This window comes from Altericroceibacterium indicum (genome assembly GCF_009828105.1).
GTDB lineage: Bacteria > Pseudomonadota > Alphaproteobacteria > Sphingomonadales > Sphingomonadaceae > Altericroceibacterium > Altericroceibacterium indicum.
The window spans coordinates 237,886-258,540 of sequence record NZ_WTYQ01000001.1 but is presented as its reverse complement, the minus strand read 5'-3'; the positions used below and the strand labels follow the sequence as shown (position 1 = coordinate 258,540).

The 20,655-nt window shown below is 62.3% G+C and carries 21 protein-coding genes, 1 tRNA gene and 1 pseudogene; 9 read left to right on the top strand and 14 right to left on the bottom strand.

Annotated elements, in window-relative coordinates:
• Nucleotides 1-15: 15 nt before the first annotated feature.
• The 6 genes from GRI39_RS01305 to GRI39_RS01280 are packed head-to-tail and all read right to left on the bottom strand — an operon-like array spanning nt 16 to nt 5,054.
• Complete coding sequence (locus GRI39_RS01305; RefSeq protein WP_160737892.1) at nt 16-831, bottom strand: enoyl-CoA hydratase/isomerase family protein; 816 nt, start codon at nt 829-831, stop codon at nt 16-18.
• Nucleotides 828-1,679 carry an MBL fold metallo-hydrolase gene (locus GRI39_RS01300; RefSeq protein WP_160737891.1) on the bottom strand — a complete coding sequence of 284 codons (852 nt, stop codon included), beginning with the start codon at nt 1,677-1,679 and terminating at the stop codon, nt 828-830. The genes GRI39_RS01305 and GRI39_RS01300 overlap by 4 nt, the downstream gene beginning before the upstream one ends.
• Nucleotides 1,676-2,602 carry a PhlB family protein gene (locus tag GRI39_RS01295; protein WP_160737890.1) on the bottom strand — a complete coding sequence of 309 codons (927 nt, stop codon included), beginning with the start codon at nt 2,600-2,602 and terminating at the stop codon, nt 1,676-1,678. Before GRI39_RS01295 ends, GRI39_RS01300 begins: the two co-directional genes overlap by 4 nt.
• Nucleotides 2,603-2,614: 12 nt before the next feature.
• The gene (locus tag GRI39_RS01290) at nt 2,615-3,766 is read right to left on the bottom strand and encodes a thiolase C-terminal domain-containing protein (protein WP_160737889.1); all 1,152 of its coding nucleotides are present in this window, start codon (nt 3,764-3,766) and stop codon (nt 2,615-2,617) included.
• Nucleotides 3,767-3,770: 4 nt separating this feature from the next.
• The gene (locus GRI39_RS01285; protein WP_160737888.1) at nt 3,771-4,859 is read right to left on the bottom strand and encodes a 3-ketoacyl-CoA thiolase; all 1,089 of its coding nucleotides are present in this window, start codon (nt 4,857-4,859) and stop codon (nt 3,771-3,773) included.
• 12 nt (nt 4,860-4,871) lie between these two features.
• Complete coding sequence (locus GRI39_RS01280; RefSeq protein WP_160737887.1) at nt 4,872-5,054, bottom strand: hypothetical protein; 183 nt, start codon at nt 5,052-5,054, stop codon at nt 4,872-4,874.
• A 66-nt stretch (nt 5,055-5,120) separates the two neighbouring features.
• On the opposite strand from GRI39_RS01280, the gene GRI39_RS01275 reads away from it, so the two are divergent.
• From GRI39_RS01275 to GRI39_RS01255, 5 genes are read left to right on the top strand one after another with little or no spacing between them, the layout of a single operon-like run.
• Nucleotides 5,121-6,185 (top strand): amidohydrolase family protein, encoded by a 1,065-nt coding sequence (locus GRI39_RS01275; protein ID WP_160737886.1) that lies wholly within the window; start codon nt 5,121-5,123, stop codon nt 6,183-6,185.
• Nucleotides 6,178-7,689 carry a class I adenylate-forming enzyme family protein gene (locus tag GRI39_RS01270; protein WP_160737885.1) on the top strand — a complete coding sequence of 504 codons (1,512 nt, stop codon included), beginning with the start codon at nt 6,178-6,180 and terminating at the stop codon, nt 7,687-7,689. Before GRI39_RS01275 ends, GRI39_RS01270 begins: the two co-directional genes overlap by 8 nt.
• Entirely contained in the window at nt 7,686-8,576 is an 891-nt protein-coding gene (locus tag GRI39_RS01265) for an alpha/beta fold hydrolase (protein WP_160737884.1), read from the top strand. The genes GRI39_RS01270 and GRI39_RS01265 overlap by 4 nt, the downstream gene beginning before the upstream one ends.
• Complete coding sequence (locus GRI39_RS01260; protein ID WP_160737883.1) at nt 8,569-9,774, top strand: thiolase family protein; 1,206 nt, start codon at nt 8,569-8,571, stop codon at nt 9,772-9,774. Before GRI39_RS01265 ends, GRI39_RS01260 begins: the two co-directional genes overlap by 8 nt.
• 29 nt (nt 9,775-9,803) lie before the next feature.
• Nucleotides 9,804-10,721 carry an SDR family NAD(P)-dependent oxidoreductase gene (locus tag GRI39_RS01255; protein WP_160737882.1) on the top strand — a complete coding sequence of 306 codons (918 nt, stop codon included), beginning with the start codon at nt 9,804-9,806 and terminating at the stop codon, nt 10,719-10,721.
• Nucleotides 10,722-10,741: 20 nt separating this feature from the next.
• On the opposite strand, the gene GRI39_RS01250 is transcribed toward GRI39_RS01255, so the two are convergent.
• A complete protein-coding gene (locus GRI39_RS01250; RefSeq protein WP_211371387.1) occupies nt 10,742-11,482 on the bottom strand; it encodes a TetR/AcrR family transcriptional regulator in 741 nt (246 codons plus the stop codon).
• A gap of 101 nt (nt 11,483-11,583) precedes the next feature.
• Between GRI39_RS01250 and GRI39_RS01245 the strand changes: the two genes are divergently transcribed.
• The 4 genes and pseudogenes from GRI39_RS01245 to GRI39_RS14420 all read left to right on the top strand — a co-directional run.
• Nucleotides 11,584-12,660, top strand: a complete 1,077-nt coding sequence (locus GRI39_RS01245; RefSeq protein ID WP_343033267.1) for an LLM class flavin-dependent oxidoreductase — start codon at nt 11,584-11,586, stop codon at nt 12,658-12,660.
• Nucleotides 12,661-12,664: 4 nt separating this feature from the next.
• On the top strand, nt 12,665-13,900 hold the full coding sequence (locus GRI39_RS01240) for a cytochrome P450 (protein WP_160737880.1): 1,236 nt from the start codon (nt 12,665-12,667) through the stop codon (nt 13,898-13,900).
• A 249-nt stretch (nt 13,901-14,149) separates the two neighbouring features.
• Nucleotides 14,150-14,509 (top strand): ATP-binding cassette domain-containing protein, encoded by a 360-nt coding sequence (locus tag GRI39_RS01235; protein ID WP_160737879.1) that lies wholly within the window; start codon nt 14,150-14,152, stop codon nt 14,507-14,509.
• A gap of 7 nt (nt 14,510-14,516) precedes the next feature.
• Nucleotides 14,517-14,738: pseudogene (locus GRI39_RS14420) on the top strand (IS3 family transposase); the annotation flags it as partial.
• Nucleotides 14,739-15,030: 292 nt separating this feature from the next.
• Here GRI39_RS14420 and GRI39_RS01225 read toward each other — a convergent pair.
• The 7 genes from GRI39_RS01225 to GRI39_RS01195 all read right to left on the bottom strand — a co-directional run bounded on the left by GRI39_RS01225 (nt 15,031) and on the right by GRI39_RS01195 (nt 20,642).
• The gene (locus tag GRI39_RS01225; RefSeq protein WP_160737878.1) at nt 15,031-15,393 is read right to left on the bottom strand and encodes a site-specific integrase; all 363 of its coding nucleotides are present in this window, start codon (nt 15,391-15,393) and stop codon (nt 15,031-15,033) included.
• Between the two features lie 485 nt (nt 15,394-15,878).
• Complete coding sequence (locus GRI39_RS01220; RefSeq protein WP_160737877.1) at nt 15,879-16,556, bottom strand: hypothetical protein; 678 nt, start codon at nt 16,554-16,556, stop codon at nt 15,879-15,881.
• 476 nt (nt 16,557-17,032) lie between these two features.
• Entirely contained in the window at nt 17,033-18,421 is a 1,389-nt protein-coding gene (locus tag GRI39_RS01215) for an RNA-binding domain-containing protein (protein ID WP_160737876.1), read from the bottom strand.
• Nucleotides 18,418-19,044 carry a DUF4062 domain-containing protein gene (locus tag GRI39_RS01210; RefSeq protein ID WP_211371385.1) on the bottom strand — a complete coding sequence of 209 codons (627 nt, stop codon included), beginning with the start codon at nt 19,042-19,044 and terminating at the stop codon, nt 18,418-18,420. Before GRI39_RS01210 ends, GRI39_RS01215 begins: the two co-directional genes overlap by 4 nt.
• 277 nt (nt 19,045-19,321) lie before the next feature.
• Entirely contained in the window at nt 19,322-19,795 is a 474-nt protein-coding gene (locus tag GRI39_RS01205) for an Arm DNA-binding domain-containing protein (RefSeq protein WP_160737875.1), read from the bottom strand.
• Between the two features lie 189 nt (nt 19,796-19,984).
• Nucleotides 19,985-20,061: transfer RNA gene (locus tag GRI39_RS01200), tRNA-Met, on the bottom strand.
• 62 nt (nt 20,062-20,123) lie between these two features.
• The gene (locus GRI39_RS01195; RefSeq protein WP_246204811.1) at nt 20,124-20,642 is read right to left on the bottom strand and encodes a 2'-5' RNA ligase family protein; all 519 of its coding nucleotides are present in this window, start codon (nt 20,640-20,642) and stop codon (nt 20,124-20,126) included.
• Between the last annotated feature and the right edge of the window lie 13 nt (nt 20,643-20,655).

The following is a 20,655-nucleotide window of genomic DNA, read 5'->3' as shown; positions in this document are numbered from 1 at the left end:
GATTGCCCCCTGCGCCTAGCGCCATGTCTCGTTATCGGTCTGCGCCGGACCGCCGTTGAACACGGGCTTGCGCTTCTCGCGGAAGGCATTGACCCCTTCCAGATAGTCCGGAGAGACAAAGGCTGCCGTCTGCGCATAGGCCTCGAACTCGACCATCTGGTCGAAGGTCGAATATTCGGACTTGTCGATCAGGGTCTTCATCATCCCGATCGAGGTCGGCGCATTCTGCGCAATGGCGAGCGCGGTCTCGCGCGCGGCGGCGAGCAGTTCGTCATGCGGGACGACCTTTTGCACCAGCCCCAGTTCGAGCGCTTCAGCCGCCTCCACCTTGCGCGCGGTAAAGGCCAGTTCCTTCGCCCTTGCGCGGCCAACCGCGCGCTGGAGGAAGAACAGCCCGCCAAGGTCGGGGATCAGGCCGACACGCGCAAAGGCCTGGGTGAAGCTGGCTTTCTCGCTGGCATAGGCAAAGTCGCAGGCAAGCGCGATATTCGCCCCGGCACCAGCCGCTGGCCCGTTGACCGCGGCGATGACCGGCTTTTCCATCTCGTAAAGCGGACGCAGCACATTCGTGAGAATCCAGCGATGTCGCGCGCTCAATTGCAGCGGCGTGAGGTCGGTCCGGCGGTTCTTGAGATCGGCACCGGCGCAAAACCCGCGCCCCGCCCCGGTCAGGATCACGCAGGCCACGTCAGGATCGCTGCGCAGCTTCGGCCACAAGGCGGCCAGTTCGCCATAAAGCCCATCGGTCGTCGCGTTGAGCGCGTCGGGGCGGTTGAGCGTGACCGTTGCGATGCGGTCCTCGATTTCGAGCAGAACGTTTTCCATGGTCATCCGCGTCCTTTGGCCAGATTGTCAGTTTCGCGATCGGGCGGAACGCTGGCCAGATCGCCCTCATTGCTTTCGGGAATGTCCCACCAGTCTTCGGGCATACGCACTGGGATGCGGAAGTCGTGGGCGGGAATGACGATATCGGATGCGGCCTGCACCCGGCGCATGGCCGCCTGCCAGTCGCGCTCGCTTTCGCTGCGGATGTTGCCGGTGAGGTAGGCATCCGCAAGCGAGCGCTGCGGCCGCGTGGTCGCGCGCGGATCGGCCGGAAACCAGTAGCGATAGTGATCGCCCAGATCCGATGCGATGGCGACATCGCCTTTGGCCGTCGTCAGGATCGGCACCTGCATCCCCGGCGTGTGGCTTGGCACCTTGAGGATACGGAAGCCGGGAAACAGCACGACATCCCCGTCGAGCGTGCGGATCTGCTTCGGCCGCCGCCGCGCGACCAGATTCTCGACCGTCGTGTTCCAGTAGAAGATCCGCTGCGAGGGCACCGGGTCTGCGGCATGGGCCAGCTCGTCACGCTGGATCACCACGCAGGCGTCGGGGAACAGATCGAGATTGTCCGCATGGTCGAAATGCCCATGGGTCAGGACGATGTGATCGATATCCGACGGCTCCAGCCCCTCGGCGGCAAGGGCCTTGGTCATATATTCGTGACCGCCGCCCCAGCCTTCCACCTTGAGCCGCCTGGTGACCATCGCGATATCGGTCATCCCCGTGTCGACCAGCACATTGTGCTCGCCATTACGGGCCAGCCAGCAATGGATCGGGTCACGCTGGATCGCCCCGTCGTGCGGAATGTAGATCTCGCCGATGCGGAGAGACGTGACTGTCCAGTTGCTCACTCTTCGATAACCTCGAAGCGTTCGATATCGGCCATGGATCCCTTGCGCTCGCCGTCGGTCCAGATGGCGCGCACCCGCGTGCCGGGGCCGATGTTCTTCTTGGCGAACTCGACATCGTCGATCTCGATCAGGTGGATCAGGCGCGTGGAGGCACCGTCGAGCACGATCTCGGCATAGACATAGGGCGGCTTCTTGGTCTGCCCGATGAATTCCATGTTGATGATCGAGCAGCCGCGGATCGTGCCGGTATCGGCGCAGGTTTTCCAGGTGCCAGTCGGCGTGTGCGAAATGTCGTCGATCTCGCGCGGGGGCAGCAGGGCATCGTCGCCATCCGCCGTGCGCACCCCCATGACCCGGCCGAAGCCCTTGATCTCGTCGAACATGCGTCCGTAGTAGGGGCCGTAGGCGTGCTCGTATGGCAGCGCCAGCGCATAGTCGAGCGAGCCGATGGCCTCCTCCGGCTCGGACAGATCCGAAACTGTGCCGACCGCTGCATCCTCGGCAATCACGAAGCCCTTGATCGCCAGGATCGAGTTCTCGACGCCATCGTCCCACTCGGCCTTCACGCGCTGGCCGATCCTGACCGCATCGAGATCGCCAAGCACCCGGTGCGGGAATTCGTTGGCGCAGCCATCGAGCTTGATGAAGGCGATGATAGTGCCATCGACGCGGGTGAAGGCGGTAATCTCGCCGGTCTGGGGAACCTCGACGAAGCTCGCCATCGGTTCGCCGTCGCTGGCGGAGAAATCCTGCGCCGGCGCCACCACTTCGCCATTGGCAAAGCGTGACCCGACGATCCGCCGGTTCTTCATTTCGGCGAGGAAAGTCCCCGCCGCGCCGCCCGGAGTGAGCGTGTAGGGCAGGCTGATTTCCGCGTGGAACGTCGGCATGTCCAAAGACATGGATTCAGGTGCTGAATACATTGTCGCTCTCCCTTATGCGCTGAGCACGGCGCAGCCGCGCAGGTTGGCCCAGCCGCCACCGGATTGCACCAGCGCCAGCCTGGCATTCTTGATCTGGTTGCTCTCGTTGCGGCCCATGACCTGTGTCGCGCCTTCGATCAGGCGCACCACGCCAACCGCGCCGATGGGATTGGCTCCCATGCAGCCCCCCGAAGGATTGACCGGAATATCGCCATCGAGATCGGTCGCGCCAGCGGCCACGAGCTGTGCGGCTTCACCCGGAGGGCACAGGCCGAGGCTCTCGTAGTAGTTAAGCTCGAAGCAGGAATAGGGCTCCTGCACCTCGACCACGTCGAACTGGCGGCGCGGGTTGGTGATGCCGGCAGCGCGATAAACCTTCTTGGCCGCCAGCGCGAGCGGCTCGGACAGCATCAGCGAACGCTCGGCCGCGTTGTCGGCCTCGCAGCAATAGGCAATGCCATTGATGAAGGCAGGCTTCTGCGTGGACTTTGCGGCAAGCTTCTCGTTCGAGAGCACGATGGCCGCGGCGCCATCGGAAATCGGCGGCACGTCGAGCAGCTTGATCGGCCAACACAGCGGTTTGGAATTGAGCACGTCGTCGACGGTCACTTCCTTCTTCATGTGCGCATAGGGATTGGCGATCGCATTGCGACGGTTCTTGACCGAGACCATGGCCGCCGCCTCTTCCGTGTGGCCCAGCGCGTCCATCCGGGCACGCCAGTAAGCGGCAGAAAAGCCCATGATGCCGACGGCGAACTCACGGCCCCAGAAGGGATCGTAAAGCGTCGAGATCGAATACTGGAGCGGCCCCTCCGACAGCTTGTCATAAGCGACCACCAGCGTGCGACCGGCATAGCCGCCCGCCACCTGGTAATAGCCGGCCAGAGCGCCCGCGAAGCCCGCGCCACCGCCGCTGGTTACGCGGAAGATCGGCTTGCCCTTGGCGCCGATAGCGTTCGCCACCCACAGCTCGGGGTGATTGACCGCCCCGAACAGGACCGGGCCGGATGCGACCACGACCGTGTCGATGTCGCCCATTTCGAGATTGGCATCGGCCAGCGCCCGGTCAACGGCCTCGCGCACAAGACCTGCCTGGCTGACGTCAGTACGGCGGCGCGCATGATGCGTCTGGCCGACCCCTACGATTGCTACGTGATGACCCATGTCCTTACACCTCGAGCGTCATGACACAATTGTTCTGCATGCCCACGCCCTGCGCGCCATGCACCACGGCACGCGACGGAGCGCCGCCACCGTAGAGCTGCGGTTCGCGTAACTGCCGAACCGCTTCTGCCGCCCGGCACAGGCCGGTCGCCATGATCGGGTCGGCAGGCAATGCCCCGCCCGAACGATTGATCGCCGCCTTGCCCTCATCGAGGCCCAGCACATCCATCGCCAGCATCTCGCCCACGACCGAATGCGCCGACAGCTCGACCACATCGGCCTCCTTGGCAGACCATCCGGCAGCCCTTGCCGCCATGGCGGCAGCGCCTTCGAGCGAGGCCAGCTTGAGCGGGTCACGATCGGCATAGGCGTGACAATCGGTGCCGCTGCCCATGCCGGTGATGAAGACCGGGTTGTTGCCCGCGCGCCGGGCGGAGGGCTCATCGACGATCAGCATGGCAACCGCCCCATCGACCGGGCGCGCCATCATCAGTTCGGTCAGCGGCAAGGCGCTTTCGCTGGAGGCGAGAATGGCCTCGGCGTCGGGCACATCGCCAATCTGCACACTGGCATGCGCCTTCGCATCGGCCCACCGGCGCGCTGCCAGTTCGGCAAGATCGCGCTCCGAACAGCCGCGATCGGCCAGATAGCGCTGAGCCTGAATGCCCGCCGCCGCGCGCTGCGAGAAACCGACCGGACGCTGGTAGAACGGCTCGACCTGCGAGGCCCAGTAGTTCTCCACCAGCGACTCCGAAGGCTTCGAATAGGCCACGATCAGCCCGACCGACGAGGCGCCGGAGCGGATCTTGTTCACGCCATATTGCAGCGCCCAGATGCCGTCCGCCTCGACCCGCGCCTCTTCCTTGCGATGCGCGCCAAGCGCACCGAGGAAACCGCAGTTCGAGATCGACCGGCCATCAAGGACATCGCTGCCGGAGTCGATCACGAAGTCGACATCGTCGATCGAGAAACCGGACCCCTTGAAGACCGAGGTCACCACTGCGGAAATCAGATCTATATGCTGCGCCTCACCCCATAAGGGCCGCAGCTCGGTTTGCGCAGTCGCGACGACTGCCACCTTCCCAAGCGCCATCGAGCACTCCTCTCATATGTCAGCCTCGGCAATCGGGTTGGCGGGCAAGCCCTCCAGCACCGCTGCCGGCTCGTTCAGCTTGTTATGGGTGCCCGATTGTCCGGTCAAGTTTTTTTCGACGTTTTTTCGGTTTTGGTTGATTGGCCGAATTTTGCTGTATAACACCGGCATATAACTGGGATAGCGGCTGCTCACGATTGCTGTGCGGGCAGATTTAGCTTAGAAAAACCCGAATGAATATCGGGAGAGGGATTTGTGATCTTGGGCCTCGATGTGACCGGCCAATACCGTTATCCGCCGCCCGACCCGGCGTGGTTGCGGCGCATGCGCGAGGGCGTGGTCGAGCCCGATCTGCCCATCATCGATGCCCATCATCACCTCTGGGAGCAGCACGAGGAGCCCTACCTGCTCGATGCCTTCGGCGAAGACCTCGACGACGGGCACAAGATCGTCGCTACCGTCTGCGTCGAGGCCCACTACGGTTATCGCAAGGACGGCCCGGCACGCCTCGCGCCGGTCGGTGAAACCGAGAAGGTCATGGCCATGCGTGGCAGGGCCAGACAAGACGGACACGCTTCGCTTGTAGCCGAAGGCATCGTGGCCAAGGCCGACCTGTGCCTGGGCGAAGCGGTAGACGAGATTCTGGACGCGCACCGGGCCGTGGCGGGCGCGGCGCTGGTCGGCATTCGCCACAGCGTGTCGCGCGACGAGAACTTTCCCGAGGGCATCGTCTTGCGCCCCGGCCCGGCCGGATTGCTGGGCGACGCCGCCTATCGCAAGGGCCTTGCCCGGCTGGCGCAGCGCGGACTTGTCTACGATGCGATGCTCTATCACCAGCAATTGCCCGAAGTTGCGGCCATGGCCCGCGCCCTGCCCGACTTGCAGATCGTGCTCGATCACGTCGGCGCGATCATCGGCGTCGGCCCTTATCGCGGGCGTGAGGAGGAGGTGCGCAAGGCCTGGGCAAAGGACATGCACGAGCTGGCGCAGTGCCCCAACGTGTCCGTGAAAATCGGCGGCTTCGGCATGATCATCGGCGGCGCGCAATGGCATCTCGATCCGGCCCCGCCCGGTTCGGAAACACTCGCCGCGGCATGGCGGCCCTATGTCGAAACCTGCATCGAGCTCTTCGGGTCGCACCGTTGCATGTTCGAGAGCAACTTCCCGGTCGACAAGGCGATGTATTCCTATCGCACGCTCTGGAACGCCTTCAAGCGCCTCGCGCAGCAATACAGCCCGGCGGAGAAGGCGGACCTGTTCCTCGGCTCGGCGCGGCGAATATACGGCCTCGGCGACGTGACCACACCGGCTTGCGCCAATGCCTAATCGCGCCGCCCACCTCTTCCGTCGGGCTGAGGAAATGCCCGACAAGACCGCGATTGTCTTCGAGGGGGAAAGCCTGACGTTCGGCGATCTTGCCGCACGCGTCACGTCGATGGCGGCGGCCCTCGCCAACCTTGGCATCGGCAAGCGGTCGAGGGTCGGCGTCTACCTCGATTCGTCGCCCGACTTCGTCGTGGTTCAGCAGGCCCTGTTTGCTCTGGGAGCGGTCGTCACCCCGTTGAACGTGATGTACCGCACCGGCGAGATCGTCCACGCAATCGGCTGCTGCGATCTGCAGTTCCTTGTCACCGACGATGTGCTGGGCACACCGATTGCGCCCGCGGTCGATCAGCTCGACTGCCGCCTGTTCTCGATTGACGACGAGGTCATCCAGGCGCTGACCAAACTGCATGCCCCGGCGCAACCGGCCGAAGTCCTGCCGAGCGACCCGGCCATGCTCCTGCTCACCAGCGCGACCACCGGCAAGGCGAAGGGCGTGATGCTCACTGCGGCGAACCTCGCAGCGAATTACGATGCCACGCCCGGCTGGCTCGGCCTGACGCGCGAGGACACGATCCTGTGCGCGCTGCCGCTCTACAACACCTTCGGCCTCAATCAGGGCATCAACGCCATGCTGGCCACCGGAGCGACGATGATCCTGCTGCCGCGTTTCAAGGTGGAACAGGTCATCGCGGCGATTGCGCGACATTCCTGTACCTTCGTGCCCGCCGTCCCCACGATGCTGCAACGGATCTTCGACCATCCCGATGCCGCGGGCGGCGCGCTGCGCTCGCTGCGCCGCATCATGACCGGCGGCGCGCCCGTGCCCGGACCGCTGCTCGCGCGCATCCTCGACAAGGCGCCGAACGTCGAAGTCCTGACCGGCTACGGCCTGACCGAAGCGACAGCGCTGGTGACCCTGACCAGGGTCGAACTCGGACCAGACGGAAACCTGCGGCACGGCCGCACGATTGGCCGCGTGCTGGACGGGATGGATCTCGCCATCCGCGATGACCATGGGCAGGACTGCCCGGCCGGGGTCGCGGGCGAGATCGTCGTGCGAGGGCCGAACGTGATGCAGGGCTACCACGATGCGCCTGACGACACCGCCACCGCCTTGCGCGACGGATGGCTGCACACCGGCGATATCGGCTACCTCGATGCCGATGGTTTTGCCTTCATTGTCGACCGCAAGAAGGATGTCATCATTCGCGGCGGGCAGAACATCTACCCGGTCGAGATCGAGGAAGTGCTCTACCGCTGCCGGAACGTCGCGGAAGCTGCGGTGATCGCCGCCGAAGACGAAGACCTCGGCGAAGTCCCGGTGGCCTTCGTCGCCGCCACAACCGGCGGGCATGTCGACACCGGCGAACTCACGCAATTCTGCAAGGCGGAGCTGGCGCACTACAAGCAGCCCGCCGCGATCCATCTGCTCGACGAACTGCCCAAGGGGCCGACGGGCAAGATCCTGCGGCGGGCCTTGCGCGACAGGCTCGTGCTGCAATGATGCGCCCCGCAAGCCGCTTCATCCAGCCGGGCGAACTCCGCCTGCATGTCACCACCTGGGGGGACGAGGCAGCGCCGCCGGTGCTGCTGGTGCATGGCCTGTGGGATCACAATCGTAGCTGGGACTGGATCGCGGCAAGGCTGGCCCAGACCCATTTCGTCATCGCGCCCGACTTGCGCGGCCATGGCGACAGCCAATGGGCGAGCCCGGACGGCTATACCCTCGGCGCCCATGTCCTCGACCTTGCCGACGTGATCGCGGCGATGGAGCTGGAACAGGTTGTACTGGTGGGCCATTCGCTTGGCGGCGCTCTGGGCTTGCGGCTTGCTGCGGCCTTTCCCGAATGCATTGCCGCAATGGTGGGGATAGAGTGCGTAACCCTGCCGATCCAGCGCGACGAAATGGCCGCGCACCGCCCCTACCCGCTGCGGCTGCGAGACTGGATCGAACGGCGGCGCAACAAGCGCGCGACCGAGCCGACCCGGTTTGCAGATGCCGACGAAGCCCGTCAGCGCCTCGCCCGCAATCACCCGGAGCTCGATGCGGAAACCGTCAAGCGCCTTGCGATCTATGGGCTGCGCGAGGCTCCCGATGGCGGCTATGCGTGGAAGTTCGATCCCCTCGTGCGCGGCCGCCCGCCCGAAGACCAGCGCGGCGACGATCTGCGCGATGTGCTGGCGGCGACCGCCTGCCCCACCCTGCTCGTTTACGGCGACAGCGCCAAGCGTCCGGCCCCCGGCCCAGACCTGCTCGGCCTGATGCGCGACGTTCAGCTGGAGATCATGCCGGGCGGCTCGCACTTGCTCCATCACCAGATGCGCGATGCATTTTGCGATCTCCTCATCCCATTTTTGAAACAGCATTCCGGAAAGGCCTGCCATGCGTGAAGCCGCAATCGTCTCAACTGCCCGCACGGGCGTCGCACGCGCGTTCAAGGGCGCCCTCAACGACACCGATGCCCCCGAATTCACCGGCCATGTCATGAAGGCCGCCATCGAGCGGGCCGGAATCGACCCGAAGCGGATCGACGATGTTCTCATCGGGGTCGGCACGCAATTCGGCACGCAGGGCAGCAACCTTGCGCGTACGGCCATTTTCGCGGCCGGACTGCCGATCTCGCTGCCCGGCACGACGCTCGACCGCAAATGCGGCTCGGGGCTGACCACCCTCGCCTTCGCGGCGCGCGGCATCATGGCCAATGACATGGACGTGGCGCTGACGGGCGGCGCCGAAAGCATTACCCATACCCGCAACCAGCATACGCCCACCTACCGGGCCCAGCCCAAGGCCGTGCTCGACCGGCAACCGCATGCCTACATGGCCATGATCGAAACCGCCGAGATCGTGGCGGACAAGTACGGCATCAGCCGCGAGCAGCAGGATGCCATTGCGGCCATCAGCCACCAGCGCGCCGCCGCCGCCACCGACGCAGGACGGCTGGGTGAAGAAATCACGCCAATAACCGTCACCAGGAATATCATCGCCAAGGATGGCAGCGTGACCGGGCGCGAAGAAGTCATCCTCTCCAGCGACGAAGGCATCCGCGCCGATACGACGGCAGAGAAGCTCGCCGGATTGAAGCCGGTGTGGAAGGACGGGCAGATCGTCAAGGAGGGCCAGCACGTGACGGCCGGCAATGCCAGCCAGTTGTCCGATGGCGCGGCCGCGCAGATCCTGATGGAGCGGAGCATGGCCGAAGCCGAGGGCAAGGAGATTCTCGGCATCTTCCGCGGCTTCCAGTCCGCCGGCTGCCCGCCGGAGGAAATGGGCATCGGACCGGTCTTCGCCATTCCCAGGCTGCTCGATCGAGCGGGCCTGAAGGTGGAAGATATCGGCCTGTGGGAGATCAACGAGGCCTTCGCCAGCCAGTACCTCTACTGCCGCGACAAGCTCGGTATCGATCCCGAGAAGATCAACGTTAACGGCGGCGCAATCGCGCTGGGCCACCCCTTCGGTATGACCGGCGCGCGCCTGACGGGCAGCATTCTGCTCGAAGCACGCAGGCGTGGCGTTCGCTACGCCGTGGTGTCGATGTGCGTCGCGGGCGGGATGGGCTCGGCGGGTCTGTTCGAAATCCCCGGCTAACCGGAGCTGGCCTCGAAGGAGTGGCGGGTATGACAATGCGGTTTGATGACGAAGTGGTGATCGTCACCGGAGCAGGTCAGGGGCTCGGGCGTGAATATGCGCTCGCCTTCGCCACGCGCGGAGCAAGCGTGGTCGTCAACGATATCGAGGCGGCCGTGGCGGCAAGCGTCGTCAGCGAAATCGAGGCTGCCGGGGGCAAGGCCATCGCCAACACCCATTCGGTGGCCGAGCGCGCGGGCGCTCAGGCGGTGGTCGCTGCCGCCCTTGCGCAGTTCGGCAAGCTCACGGTCCTGATCAACAACGCCGGCATCATCAATTTTGCCGCCGTGCCCGACATTGCCGAGACCGACTGGCGAGCGATGCAATCGGTCACGCTCGACGGCACCTTCCACATGTGCGCCGCCGCCTGGCCGCATATGCTCGAAAGCGGCTATGGCCGGATCGTCAACACCACCTCGAACGCGGGCTTTGCCGGGAATGCCGCACTGGGTGCCTATGGCGCGGCCAAGCTGGCTGTGGCCGGCTTCACCAAATGCGCGGCGCAGGATGCAATCGGCACCGGCATCACGGTCAACGCGGTGGCGCCGATGGCCGTCACGCGCATGAACCGCGATGCCTTCTTCGGCGGCAAAGCCTCCGAGGGCGACGACTGGCGCGAGGATATCGCGCAAGGCAAGGTGCCGATGGGGCCACCCTCCATCGTCGCCCCGACCGTGCTGTGGCTTGCCCATCGCAGCACCGGGCTCAACGGCGAAATCTTCTCCAGTTCCTCGGGCAAGGTGGCACGGGTCGGCTTCGTGGTCGGCGAAGGCTATTTCAACCCCGATCACAGCCCCGAAGACCTCGCATCGCACGAGGCGCAGATTCGCGAACTGGGCGACTATCTCGATCCCGGTTCGACCGGCGAGGAGCTGCTCGTCATTCCGCCGCTGTTCGCCAGGGACTGATCTGGCCGGTCACGCCGGGGTCACGCTTGCGCGTCGCCGGTAACGCGCGGCAAGACGCTGATGGCCTGAACCATCATGTCGAGTAGCTCCTCGTACCAGCGCTCCACCGACATGGCATAGCGCGACGGATCGGCGGCATATTCGACCATCCCGAGCAGGAACATGGTCCCCACGCACTCCAGCCTGCGCGTGGGCAGGCTTGGCCCGAGCACCGCCAGCCGCCGGTCGAGAAGGTCCATCGCCTCGCGCAGGGCGACGGTGGTCGGGCTTGCCCGGTCGACCGGATGCTCCACCCCGCGCGGCCGGTGCGTTGTCAGATAGGCCGCGTGGCAGCGCATGTACGAGATATGCCCCTCATCGGCGAACATGCGATAATTGGGCTCGAACACGGCCCTGAGCAGCTGGCGCAGATCGCCCGTAAGCCCGTGCGTCCTGGCCTCGTCCAGAATGGCCCGCCGCTGCGGCTGGAGTCGCTCTTCCCGATACTCGAACACGGCGTAGAGAAGGCCTTCGAGATCGCCGAAGTGATACTGCACCGAGCCGGCAAACTTCTGACCCGCCGCCTCGCAGATCATGCGCATGGTGACCCCGTCGATCCCTCTTTCCCCGAACAGGCGCTCGGCTTCGAGAATCAAGCGTTCGCGAGTCGCCGGCTGGGGCTCGGTATCCGGTCCTTTGAGCCGTTTGGAAGACATGCTGGCGACCTGCCTGACATCGAAACCCGCGTCAAGCAATATAACACCTGTGATATTATTCGCCAATTTTCAGCCGATATTCGCGCAAGCATGTTGACTCGACCAGCCATAAATATCACACCTGTGCTAATAAGATCGTAAGAATGGAGGATGTTATGGAAGTTGGAGTGTTTCAGACGCCGTTCCTGCCGCCCGAGCGCACGCCGGAGCAGGTGTTCGACTGGGCCGTCAACCAGGCCGTAGTGGCTGACAAGGCGGGCTATTCGGAGTACTGGGTCGGCGAGCACGCCACCCTCAACTGGGAAGCCATCCCCAGCCCCGAACTGGTGATCGCAGCCGCTGCCCGCGTCACCGAACGCATCAAGCTCGGCCCGCTCGCCCATCTGCTCCCCTACTACCACCCCGCTACCCTTGCGACGCAGGCCGCCTGGCTGAGCCATATCCTCAAGGGGCGCTACCAGATGGGCGTCGCGCCCGGTGCCTACCCCACCGACGCCAAGCTGCGCGGCCTCACCGACATGAAGAAAAATCACCTGATGATGCAGGAATCGGTCAAGATCATGGAGATGATCTGGAAGGGCGAGCCGTTCGACTATCAGGGCGAGTTCTGGAGCGCATCGCTGCCCGAAGGCGATGCGGCGCACCCCATTCGCGACCAGAAGCCCTGGGGCGGCACCATGCCCATGGCCATGACCGGCCTCAGCCCCAATTCGCCCTCGATCCGCTATGCGGGGGCGCACGGCTATTCGCCCGCATCGGTCTATTCGAGCAATTCGGCGCTGATCGATCACTTCCGGGTCTATCGCGAAGCCGCTGCCGAGGCCGGTCGTCACGGCGACCGCACGATGCACCGCGTGGTGCGCGATGTGTTCATCGCCGACACCGATGCCGAAGCGCGCAAGCTGGCGCTCGAAGGTGGCATGGGCCGCGCATGGCGGGAATATCTGCTCCCCACCTATCACGCCTTCGGGCTGGCCGAAGCGATGACGGAGGGCACCGACTATTCCGTGTCCGATGTGACGCCCGAATTCCTCGCCGACCACTTCTGGATCGTCGGCTCGGTGGAAACCGTGCGCGAGAAGTTCGAAAGCTGGGTCGACCAGCTCGGCGGCGGCTTCGGCACCCTGCTCACCTACAGCTACGACTACATCGACAATCCCACCCCGTGGGAAGAATCGATGACGCGGCTTGCCCGGGAGGTTGTGCCCAACCTTCCGGTCGATGCATTCGCAGCAGCGGAGTGACGCCATGACCGACACAACGCTTGCTCCACCGGCAACAGCCACAAGGCCGGAAGGCCTGCCTGACGACCGGGTCGTGGATTTCGATATCTACAACCCGTTCGACGGACAGCACGATCTGCACAAGGCCTGGGTCCAGCTGCGCGATTCCACGCAGCATGCGATCGTCTGGACCCCGCACAACGAAGGGCACTGGATCGCGCTTTCACCCGAGCTGATCGGCGAGGTCTTTTCCGATGCGTCGCGCTTTTCGAGCCGTGTCGTGCTGGTGCCCAAGTCGACGGCGGGGGAAGCCTATGGCGACCTCTTGCCCCTGTCGCTCGATCCCCCGGTCCACCGGCCCTATCGCAAGGTTCTGAACGACAAGCTGTATGGTTCGGCCATCAAACCGCTCGAACCGAAGGTCCGCAAGCTCACTGCGGAACTGATCGAGGGGTTTGTCGCCAATGGTCGCTGCGAGTTCGTCCACGAGTTCGCCGAGCAGCTGCCCTTGCGGGTGTTCATGGAGCTGGTCGATCTGCCGGTCGAGCACCTGCCGAGGCTGAAGCATCTGGCGGACCAGTTCACCCGGCCCGATGGCAGCATGACGCCGGCCGAGGCGACCGCCTCGTTCAAGGCCTATCTCAAGCCGATCCTCGATGAACGGCGCAATTCCAGTCGGGAAGACCTGCTGACCCATATCACGCAGAGCAAGGTCAACGATCGCCCGATGACGGAGGACGAAGCGGCGCGTCTCGCCAGCCAAGTTCTGGTCGGCGGCCTCGATACGGTGGTGAACTTCATGAGCTTCACCATGAGCACACTGGCTCAGGCGCCGGAGATACAGGCCCGCATCGCCACCGATCCCACCTGCCATCACGCGGCGATCAACGAATGCCTGCGCCGCATGCCGCTGGTGTCGTCCGCACGCGAGCTGGTGGCCGATACCGAGGTCGACGGCGTGACCCTGCGCAAGGGGGACATGGTGATCGCGCCGACCGAGCTTTATGCGCTCAACGACGCGATCAACGACAACCCGATGGCCTTCGATCTCGACCGCAAGGTCCGCAATCACATGGTCTTCGGCAACGGCAACCATACCTGCCCCGGCCAGTTCCTCGCCCGCATGGAGATGAAGGTGCTGCTCGAAGAGTGGTTCGCGCGCATCCCCAGCTTCGAACTGGAGCCGGGCCAGACCATCCGCCACAACGGCGGCATAGTGGGCGGGTGCCAGCCATTCGTCCTGCGCTGGCCGGCGGACTGATCGGAGGGGCGCCCGCGCGGCGCCCCTCCCTCCGCCTTGGCTGGCAGAACACCCGCGATGGTCGGGTGCGGGTGATAGGCTCGATAAAGGGACGTCTCATGACAACTAAAGCGGACGTTCAGGCCATTCTTGAAGCAGCGTGCAGGTGTCCCTAAACTAACAGCCATTGCAGCGCAGGAGATGTTCTCGAAATGGACCTGATGATCGCCGCCTTCACCCCTCTGGTTTCGCTGCGAGAAGTCCTGTCCCATGCCTGCATCCGTTTCTCTTTCCTGCCTGTCCTGGCTCACGTCTGACGGCACACCGCTTTTCTCCGATCTCAGCCTGACCTTCGGCCCCGAGCGCACCGGCCTCGTGGGACGCAACGGCACCGGCAAAAGCACGCTTCTGCGCCTGATCGCCGGCCACCTGCGCCCGGCCTCCGGATGGGTAGGCGCCACAGGGTCACTTGCCGTGATGCGTCAGGAAGCCATCGCGCATCCTGATGAAACCATCGCCGATTTTCTCGGCATGTGCGCGGCGCTCGACCAGCTTGAGCGTGCAGATTGGGACGGGGCTACGGCCGAAGACCTGACCGTGGCCGACTGGACGCTCCCCATACTGCCCTGAGCCCATCGAAGGGGCAATGGTCGAGAGCTTGTTCAAACCTCTCAAGTGCGAACGCATCCGGCAACGGAGTTATCGCTCACGCGACGAGGTCAGGCAGGATGTGCTCGATTACATCGAGATGTTCTATAACCCAATACGCAAGCATGTTCGAAACGGGATGCTGTCGGCCGTAGAGTTCGAACGGCAGCACGTGATGAGTATAGAAAACTCGGGCGTATTCATCTGTTGACCAGTCAGCACAGGATATGGCTGACGTAGACCTCGATCACAAAGGCGAATTAGACGAACGCCTCTTCAATATTGTCAACAACATGTGACCACTTTTGTGTTGTGCCCCATTGTGCAAACATAGGATTTACTGGGAGTTCGTGATAAGAAATAATATGAACGAATGCATTCAAATACCTGATTTAAAATATTTATCTTGGAATCTTAATCAGCGGGTCGCTGTTGAAAATGCGCGCCCGACAGGAAAGAACGGACGGCCACCTCCCAATTCGTGTGGCGAGCTGGCCGCTTCCTCAAAGAGGTGCGTCTAGTTCAGACGCCACCCCTGCCTTAAGTGCGATGGCAACCAAAAATTCCTCCCAAGCGGCAAACCCTTTTGCTCTCAGTCCGAACTCCATGTTCCTGTCGTAGATGCCCTCAAGACCTTTGCGTTTATGGTTGAGCATCAATTCTGCGATATCCCGATCGATACCAATTCGTCGGGCATGTGATCGAAACGTGCGACGCAGGTCATGGAAATGCCACCGGGGCACTTCCATCCCGGCAAACCGCTCCATCCGGCTGTGAACCCTGTCCCGGGCCTTGAACCACCCGAACAGGTGCGGACCGTCTATGCGAGGAGATGCGAAAAGCCATTCCTGGCTGGTCTGCGCCAAACTGCGTCCCCATGGCCCTAATGTCACATAGTTCGCTTCACCATTCTTCGATCGCTCGGGCAACTCTCGCGCGAGGTTCTTGGTGATCGCTATTTGGACATTCCTCGGCCGCCAGAGCGGCCCGACGGCGAGCCGCCGGATTATCTTGCCTTCTTCTCGGATATCGACACTCGGGAGTTAGACGAATCATCCGCCACAACGCGTGAAAAACTTCGGGCTGCGCACCCTGGTCTAGACGGTGTGGTACTTGTAGATGTTGCGGCGCCACGTCCTGACTTTGAAGCATAGCCGCCGTGGATGCCGCCTCTAGCATTGTGAAAGCAAGATGGTGGGTATGACGATTACTTCTCTCACCCGACGGCGATGTAGTACGTTGCTGCCGGCTGGCCGCGCCAACGTAGCAGTCATTCGCGATGCCTTTAGCAGTTTGTCATTACCCGCCAATCGTTCACATAGGCGAACCGGCCCATGCCGTTGTAGTTCAATCAGGTATCGCAAAACGCACGTAAGCTAAGCGGCAAGGCAAGTAAGCTCGTCAATTGTTTGGCGCTCAAGCCACCAAGTTTTCGCAACTCAAAGGCTCTGCTTGCCGAAAGCTCCAAGGCAGGCGTCAACGCGACCATTTGCGCACTGCATATGGCGCTAGCTTTGCAAGCTGGCATCATTTTGCGAGTGGCTGCTTGCCTGATCTCTTGCGCCTGCGGGCTTACGCTTGAGTGGGTGACGATGACCTTATGGCGGCGCGTGAGACTGGCGGCGGCGAGTTCAGTTTCACGGTCGGCGACGAGGAGGATCGCTTCGTGAGACGCGGCAGCAATGCGCGCAAGCGCCTCGGGACTGGTCGCAAGGATCGCGCGGTCGTGCAGCAGCCCAGCCTTACCGTCTGTTTCGCGCAAAGCGAGGGCGAGAAAGGCGAGCGCTTCGTCGGGTGAATCGGCGACGACGACGAAAGGGTGCTCGCCCGCGCCCTCGATCCAGTTGACCAGCGATTGGCGGCGGTCCTTGATTGCTTCTTCGAATAGCAGAGGCGAGAGTTTCGGCGCGGTCGATTCGGACCAGCGCCGCCAGCATTCGGGCAAGACAAGCACGTCCTCGGTAGGACGTCCGATCTCTGCGGAGAACCAGATCTGAGTGTTGGCGGAGCGTTCGAGCCATTGCGCCAAGTCTTCGGCGTCATAGGCGCGGACGTCGCGCCAAGCGCCGAGTTGGCGCCCTTCCTGCGCTATGCCGTGGGCGATCGGATCAAGAATGTTTTTGCGTGAGCAGCTCGGGCCTAAGCTGGGCCAATGTTATCAAGCCCCGTGATCCGATCTGCACTCGACGCGAGGCGAATAATACCGCTGGCGGAGAACCAGTGATAGCGCAACGCGGGTGCCCGCATATACGCGTTTCAGACATCTTTGCTCTCGTTGTGGGCAAAAGGTCGGATGGCCGGTTCCGCATACGATGTCCGCATTGCGGTTTTGCAACCAACGGAATTCTGCGGTTTTGCTTGAAATGCGGACATGGTGCAATGGATTGCAATGTCCGCATTTACAACGAAATGTCCGCATTGTTCAAAGAGAACGTCGGAATTCCGTCAATCCTGGCATTCGAACCGGACATTGCACGCCCCCTTTAATGTCCGCATATGTCCGGTTTACGTGTCCAAGCGAATGTAGACGGTGGAAGGGCCGCCTCCTTCGCGTCGCACAAAGCCGCGGTCCTCCAAATCGACAAGGTCCCGTCTGACCGAACGAGGTGTCAGACCTTGGGCAAAGGTCGCTGCATAATCGGCAGGGGAGATTGCGGAGCCCGGCTGCGTCGCTTCAAGATAAGCGGCCTGACGCTCATTGAACTCGGAGGCCTCAAGAGGCAGCTTGTCGGCCGCGTAAATCGTCAATGTGACACCGGATTTGCTGTCCTTCCAGACGGGCTTGCGCGCTCCGATCTCTTCGCAGGCTCTCATGATCTTCAGGGTGCCGCGGCCGAGTTGCTCCATCTGCCCCCTCAAATAGAAGACCTTCGCGATGTCGGGATTGACCGGAACCGAGGGATGCTCGCGCTTCAAGTCCGAGGTGCTGAGCTCGTCGGGAAGGCTGCCTGAGTTCCAAAATTCGATGCGCGAAGGGTAGACCGCTATCCGGGCTCCTCCGGAGTAGGCCGAATAATCCCGGTGAACGAGCGCATTGACAAGAGCCTCGCGCAGAGCGCGCGGTGCGTAGCGCTTACGCTGATCGCGTTTGAGGCTCTCTTCAGAAAATAAGACCCGCGACGCATTGATACTCTCTAGTTCGCGCGAGACCTGATCGGCGACGTCCAGCAACGGCCCCGTCAGCCATTTGAGGTTATGATATTCGTCACCCGCCTTATCGTCCTCGAAGACCACAAACTGGACGCGGCACTGCGGGTGCCGAATGGAGGGGTCATGCGAGAACAGGACGTCTCCGCCCTGCGTGAATCCTTCGCTCCGCCACAAAGAAAGCCTGCGCAGTATTTCATGGGGTTCCCTTGTCTCGACGAAACCCGCGTCCTGCTCCTGCGCAGCACGCGCCGTCGCGAGAACCTCATCAATGTCGAGATCCTCGTCGGTCATCGACGGAGAGATCCGCCGCTCCCACCGTTGCGGAGCCTCGACCTGAGCCTGAACGAGTTTGCGGACCATAGCGCTATCCGCGGGCTTCGTCCGGGCACCCGAGCGGATGAAGATTGCTCCGTCAAAGACATAAGGACGATCGTGACCCGCGGGCACATCGATGACGATGATCGGATCGTCGCCGATGTCTTCGATAGTAACCGTCACAAAGGAAGAGGGCGAAAGGCGCTCGCTGAGCATGCGCTCAATTGTCTCGACGGTCCGCTCGACCGGTTCCCCGACACCGTGAAGAGTGCCGTCATCGCCGACGCCGACATAGATTGTTCCGCCCGACGTGTTGAGAAAGGCGGTTGCGGTTTTTCCGATCGCTTCGACTGATGCTGCCCGGGCGACAAACTCATTCGAGGAATCTTCGCCTTTGCGAAAGCGCGCCAGAAGTGTCTTTTGCTTCATGCCTCGGCGTCTCCCTCGGTAGCGGGAGAGGGCCTCATCACCAGCTCTTCCAAGTCCTCGTACCGATTAAACTGTTCTTCGACATACCGCAGAATGTCGTCCCTGTCCCCGTAGGTCTGCACCCAGTTGTTGGTCCTATCCGTGATCGGAACCGCATCCTGGATTGCTTCTTCGTACATATCGATCACTCTGAGGTCGTCGATCAGCTTCGCGCCCTTTCCAAGCTTGAGTTTGGCACGTCCCGCGGATCCCTTGTGTCCGAGGTCCATCAGAAGACGTCGTGCATTGACTACGATCGCGTCGGCCAAGAAGAACCGCGGCTTGTCTAGCTCGATCGCGCGCGAAAGCTCGCGGTGGGTGATCGAGTTTCCTCCGGCCTCTTCGACCCCGGAACCGTATTGCGGGCGGATAATGCCGAAGAAGAGGTCGCAGGCATCGACCGCTGCAAGACAGGTATCGAACGCACTCAACCCCGGCACGACCGGCAGGCTGCCCTTATGCGAACTCCACACCTGATAACCGAACCCGGTCAGCAGTCCATGGATCTGGTCGAGGCGATCTTCCATCCCGTAGACTGTCGAAGACAGCATGAGCTTCAATTTGGCCTTCTTCGGCTTGGCCATTCGGTCGTCTCGATCCCATTACTGCCCGACTCATTATAGATAATCGTAGTTACGCCGATCATCAGCGGATATTAAATGCCGCGCGGGCGGGGACTGGTCAAATCGCTGGACCGCGCACCCGTGAAAAAAGCCCCAGTCGCCACCGCCGCGTGAGCCAGGTCGCACCGCGGGCGCAACGTCCGAAATGAAAGGCAGCTTCAAGGATCAGTTTCGGGCGTTCGAACGACTGACTCTGGGGCGCGAAGCTGACGCTCCGGTTTGCCGTCCGGGACGTCCGCTATCCCAGTCGGCGCTTCTGAAAGGAGACGTTCCGGTTCGTCCAACATCCCGGACATTGAACAGCGGCACGCTCCGTCGGATATTGCCAAAACATGTCGTAGAGCGTGCGGGGCTTGAGTACCTTTCGATCACCACGCCTCATCGCTTCCATATAGATCGCATGAGCTTTCGCGACCGTCAGGGTCTTCCTTGCCTCCTCGATTCGCATGGCAACTCGGGGATCTTCCCCTCGCTCTACAGCGGCATTCAACCCGGTGGCCCACTCGCGCGCATCCGGAATAGTGTTAGCTGGATAGGTGCCAAGCGTGAGCTGCACGATCACCCCCGACTTCGCGATGCGCCTCCGATACGTCCAGGTCTTCTTACCAGTGGCGCTGACAATCACACAAAGCCCGGCCACCAACGGATCAGAACGCCTGCCCGAACGGAGCATATCAAGGCTCGAAGGATTGAAATTCTGAGCTTTTCCCATGGCTACCTCGATCAACACGAGGCGAGGAAACAATAGCACAAATCATAGCACAACAGGCGTCCAAACCGGTCGAAAGCTGACCAGGTCTGTCCAACGCAAGACGCATGCATGAGGACGATTGCGATCATCTCCAACACCTCAATGCGGCGGAAAACCGCCATTTTGCGAGGTTTGAGATGATTCGCGAAATGGTAGCGGAGGAGGGACTCGAACCCCCGACACGCGGATTATGATTCCGCTGCTCTAACCGGCTGAGCTACTCCGCCACACTGTAGGCCTGCGCTTGTGCGCTGGTGAGGCGGGGCATTACGTTGGTGTTTGGGTTTGGTCAACCTCGAAAAGACCAACTTTTTACAAACTCCCACGGTCCTCCACGATAGATGTGCAAACTAAGGCCCAGAAAGGCGAAATTGCGTTGGATAAAGGTGCTTTGAAGCTCCGCTTGGAGTGCGCGCGCTTCTTTTAAAGTGACCTTGTTCTGGATGGTGATGTGCAGACGTGGGGTGTGCGCATCCTGATCGGTCAACAGCCCATGAAAGCGATCGGCTAATTCTGCGCGAATCACCTGCATGTCATGGCTGAAAACTTTGAACGCCGTACCTTTACCCAAAGACATGATATCCTCCACCTGTGCTTCAGGCTTCCGATAGGTCTTTGCACAATATGCCAGAGCATCGCGGATTTCTGTTTCGGCGCTTGGTGGCAAAATGTGGAAGAGCGTCACATGGGCATCAAGATGGTTGCGCTCAGGCGGAAAATGCTCCCGCCGCAGGCCTGTAGCCCAGGAGTGTATATCTGGCGGCAATTGAGCAGTAATAATGAACGGTGCTGGGCCAGTCATTGCCATGGCAGTGCCTCAC

Coding starts and splice junctions, on each gene's coding strand:
- GRI39_RS01305 (WP_160737892.1), bottom strand. CDS start 831: ATGACCATGGAAAACGTTCTGCTCGAAATCGAGGACCGCATCGCAACG.
- GRI39_RS01295 (WP_160737890.1), bottom strand. CDS start 2,602: ATGTATTCAGCACCTGAATCCATGTCTTTGGACATGCCGACGTTCCAC.
- GRI39_RS01290 (WP_160737889.1), bottom strand. CDS start 3,766: ATGGGTCATCACGTAGCAATCGTAGGGGTCGGCCAGACGCATCATGCG.
- GRI39_RS01285 (WP_160737888.1), bottom strand. CDS start 4,859: ATGGCGCTTGGGAAGGTGGCAGTCGTCGCGACTGCGCAAACCGAGCTG.
- GRI39_RS01270 (WP_160737885.1), top strand. CDS start 6,178: ATGCCTAATCGCGCCGCCCACCTCTTCCGTCGGGCTGAGGAAATGCCC.
- GRI39_RS01265 (WP_160737884.1), top strand. CDS start 7,686: ATGATGCGCCCCGCAAGCCGCTTCATCCAGCCGGGCGAACTCCGCCTG.
- GRI39_RS01260 (WP_160737883.1), top strand. CDS start 8,569: ATGCGTGAAGCCGCAATCGTCTCAACTGCCCGCACGGGCGTCGCACGC.
- GRI39_RS01255 (WP_160737882.1), top strand. CDS start 9,804: ATGACAATGCGGTTTGATGACGAAGTGGTGATCGTCACCGGAGCAGGT.
- GRI39_RS01240 (WP_160737880.1), top strand. CDS start 12,665: ATGACCGACACAACGCTTGCTCCACCGGCAACAGCCACAAGGCCGGAA.
- GRI39_RS01235 (WP_160737879.1), top strand. CDS start 14,150: ATGCCTGCATCCGTTTCTCTTTCCTGCCTGTCCTGGCTCACGTCTGAC.
- GRI39_RS01215 (WP_160737876.1), bottom strand. CDS start 18,421: ATGAAGCAAAAGACACTTCTGGCGCGCTTTCGCAAAGGCGAAGATTCC.
- GRI39_RS01210 (WP_211371385.1), bottom strand. CDS start 19,044: ATGGCCAAGCCGAAGAAGGCCAAATTGAAGCTCATGCTGTCTTCGACA.
- GRI39_RS01205 (WP_160737875.1), bottom strand. CDS start 19,795: ATGGGAAAAGCTCAGAATTTCAATCCTTCGAGCCTTGATATGCTCCGT.
- GRI39_RS01195 (WP_246204811.1), bottom strand. CDS start 20,642: ATGGCAATGACTGGCCCAGCACCGTTCATTATTACTGCTCAATTGCCG.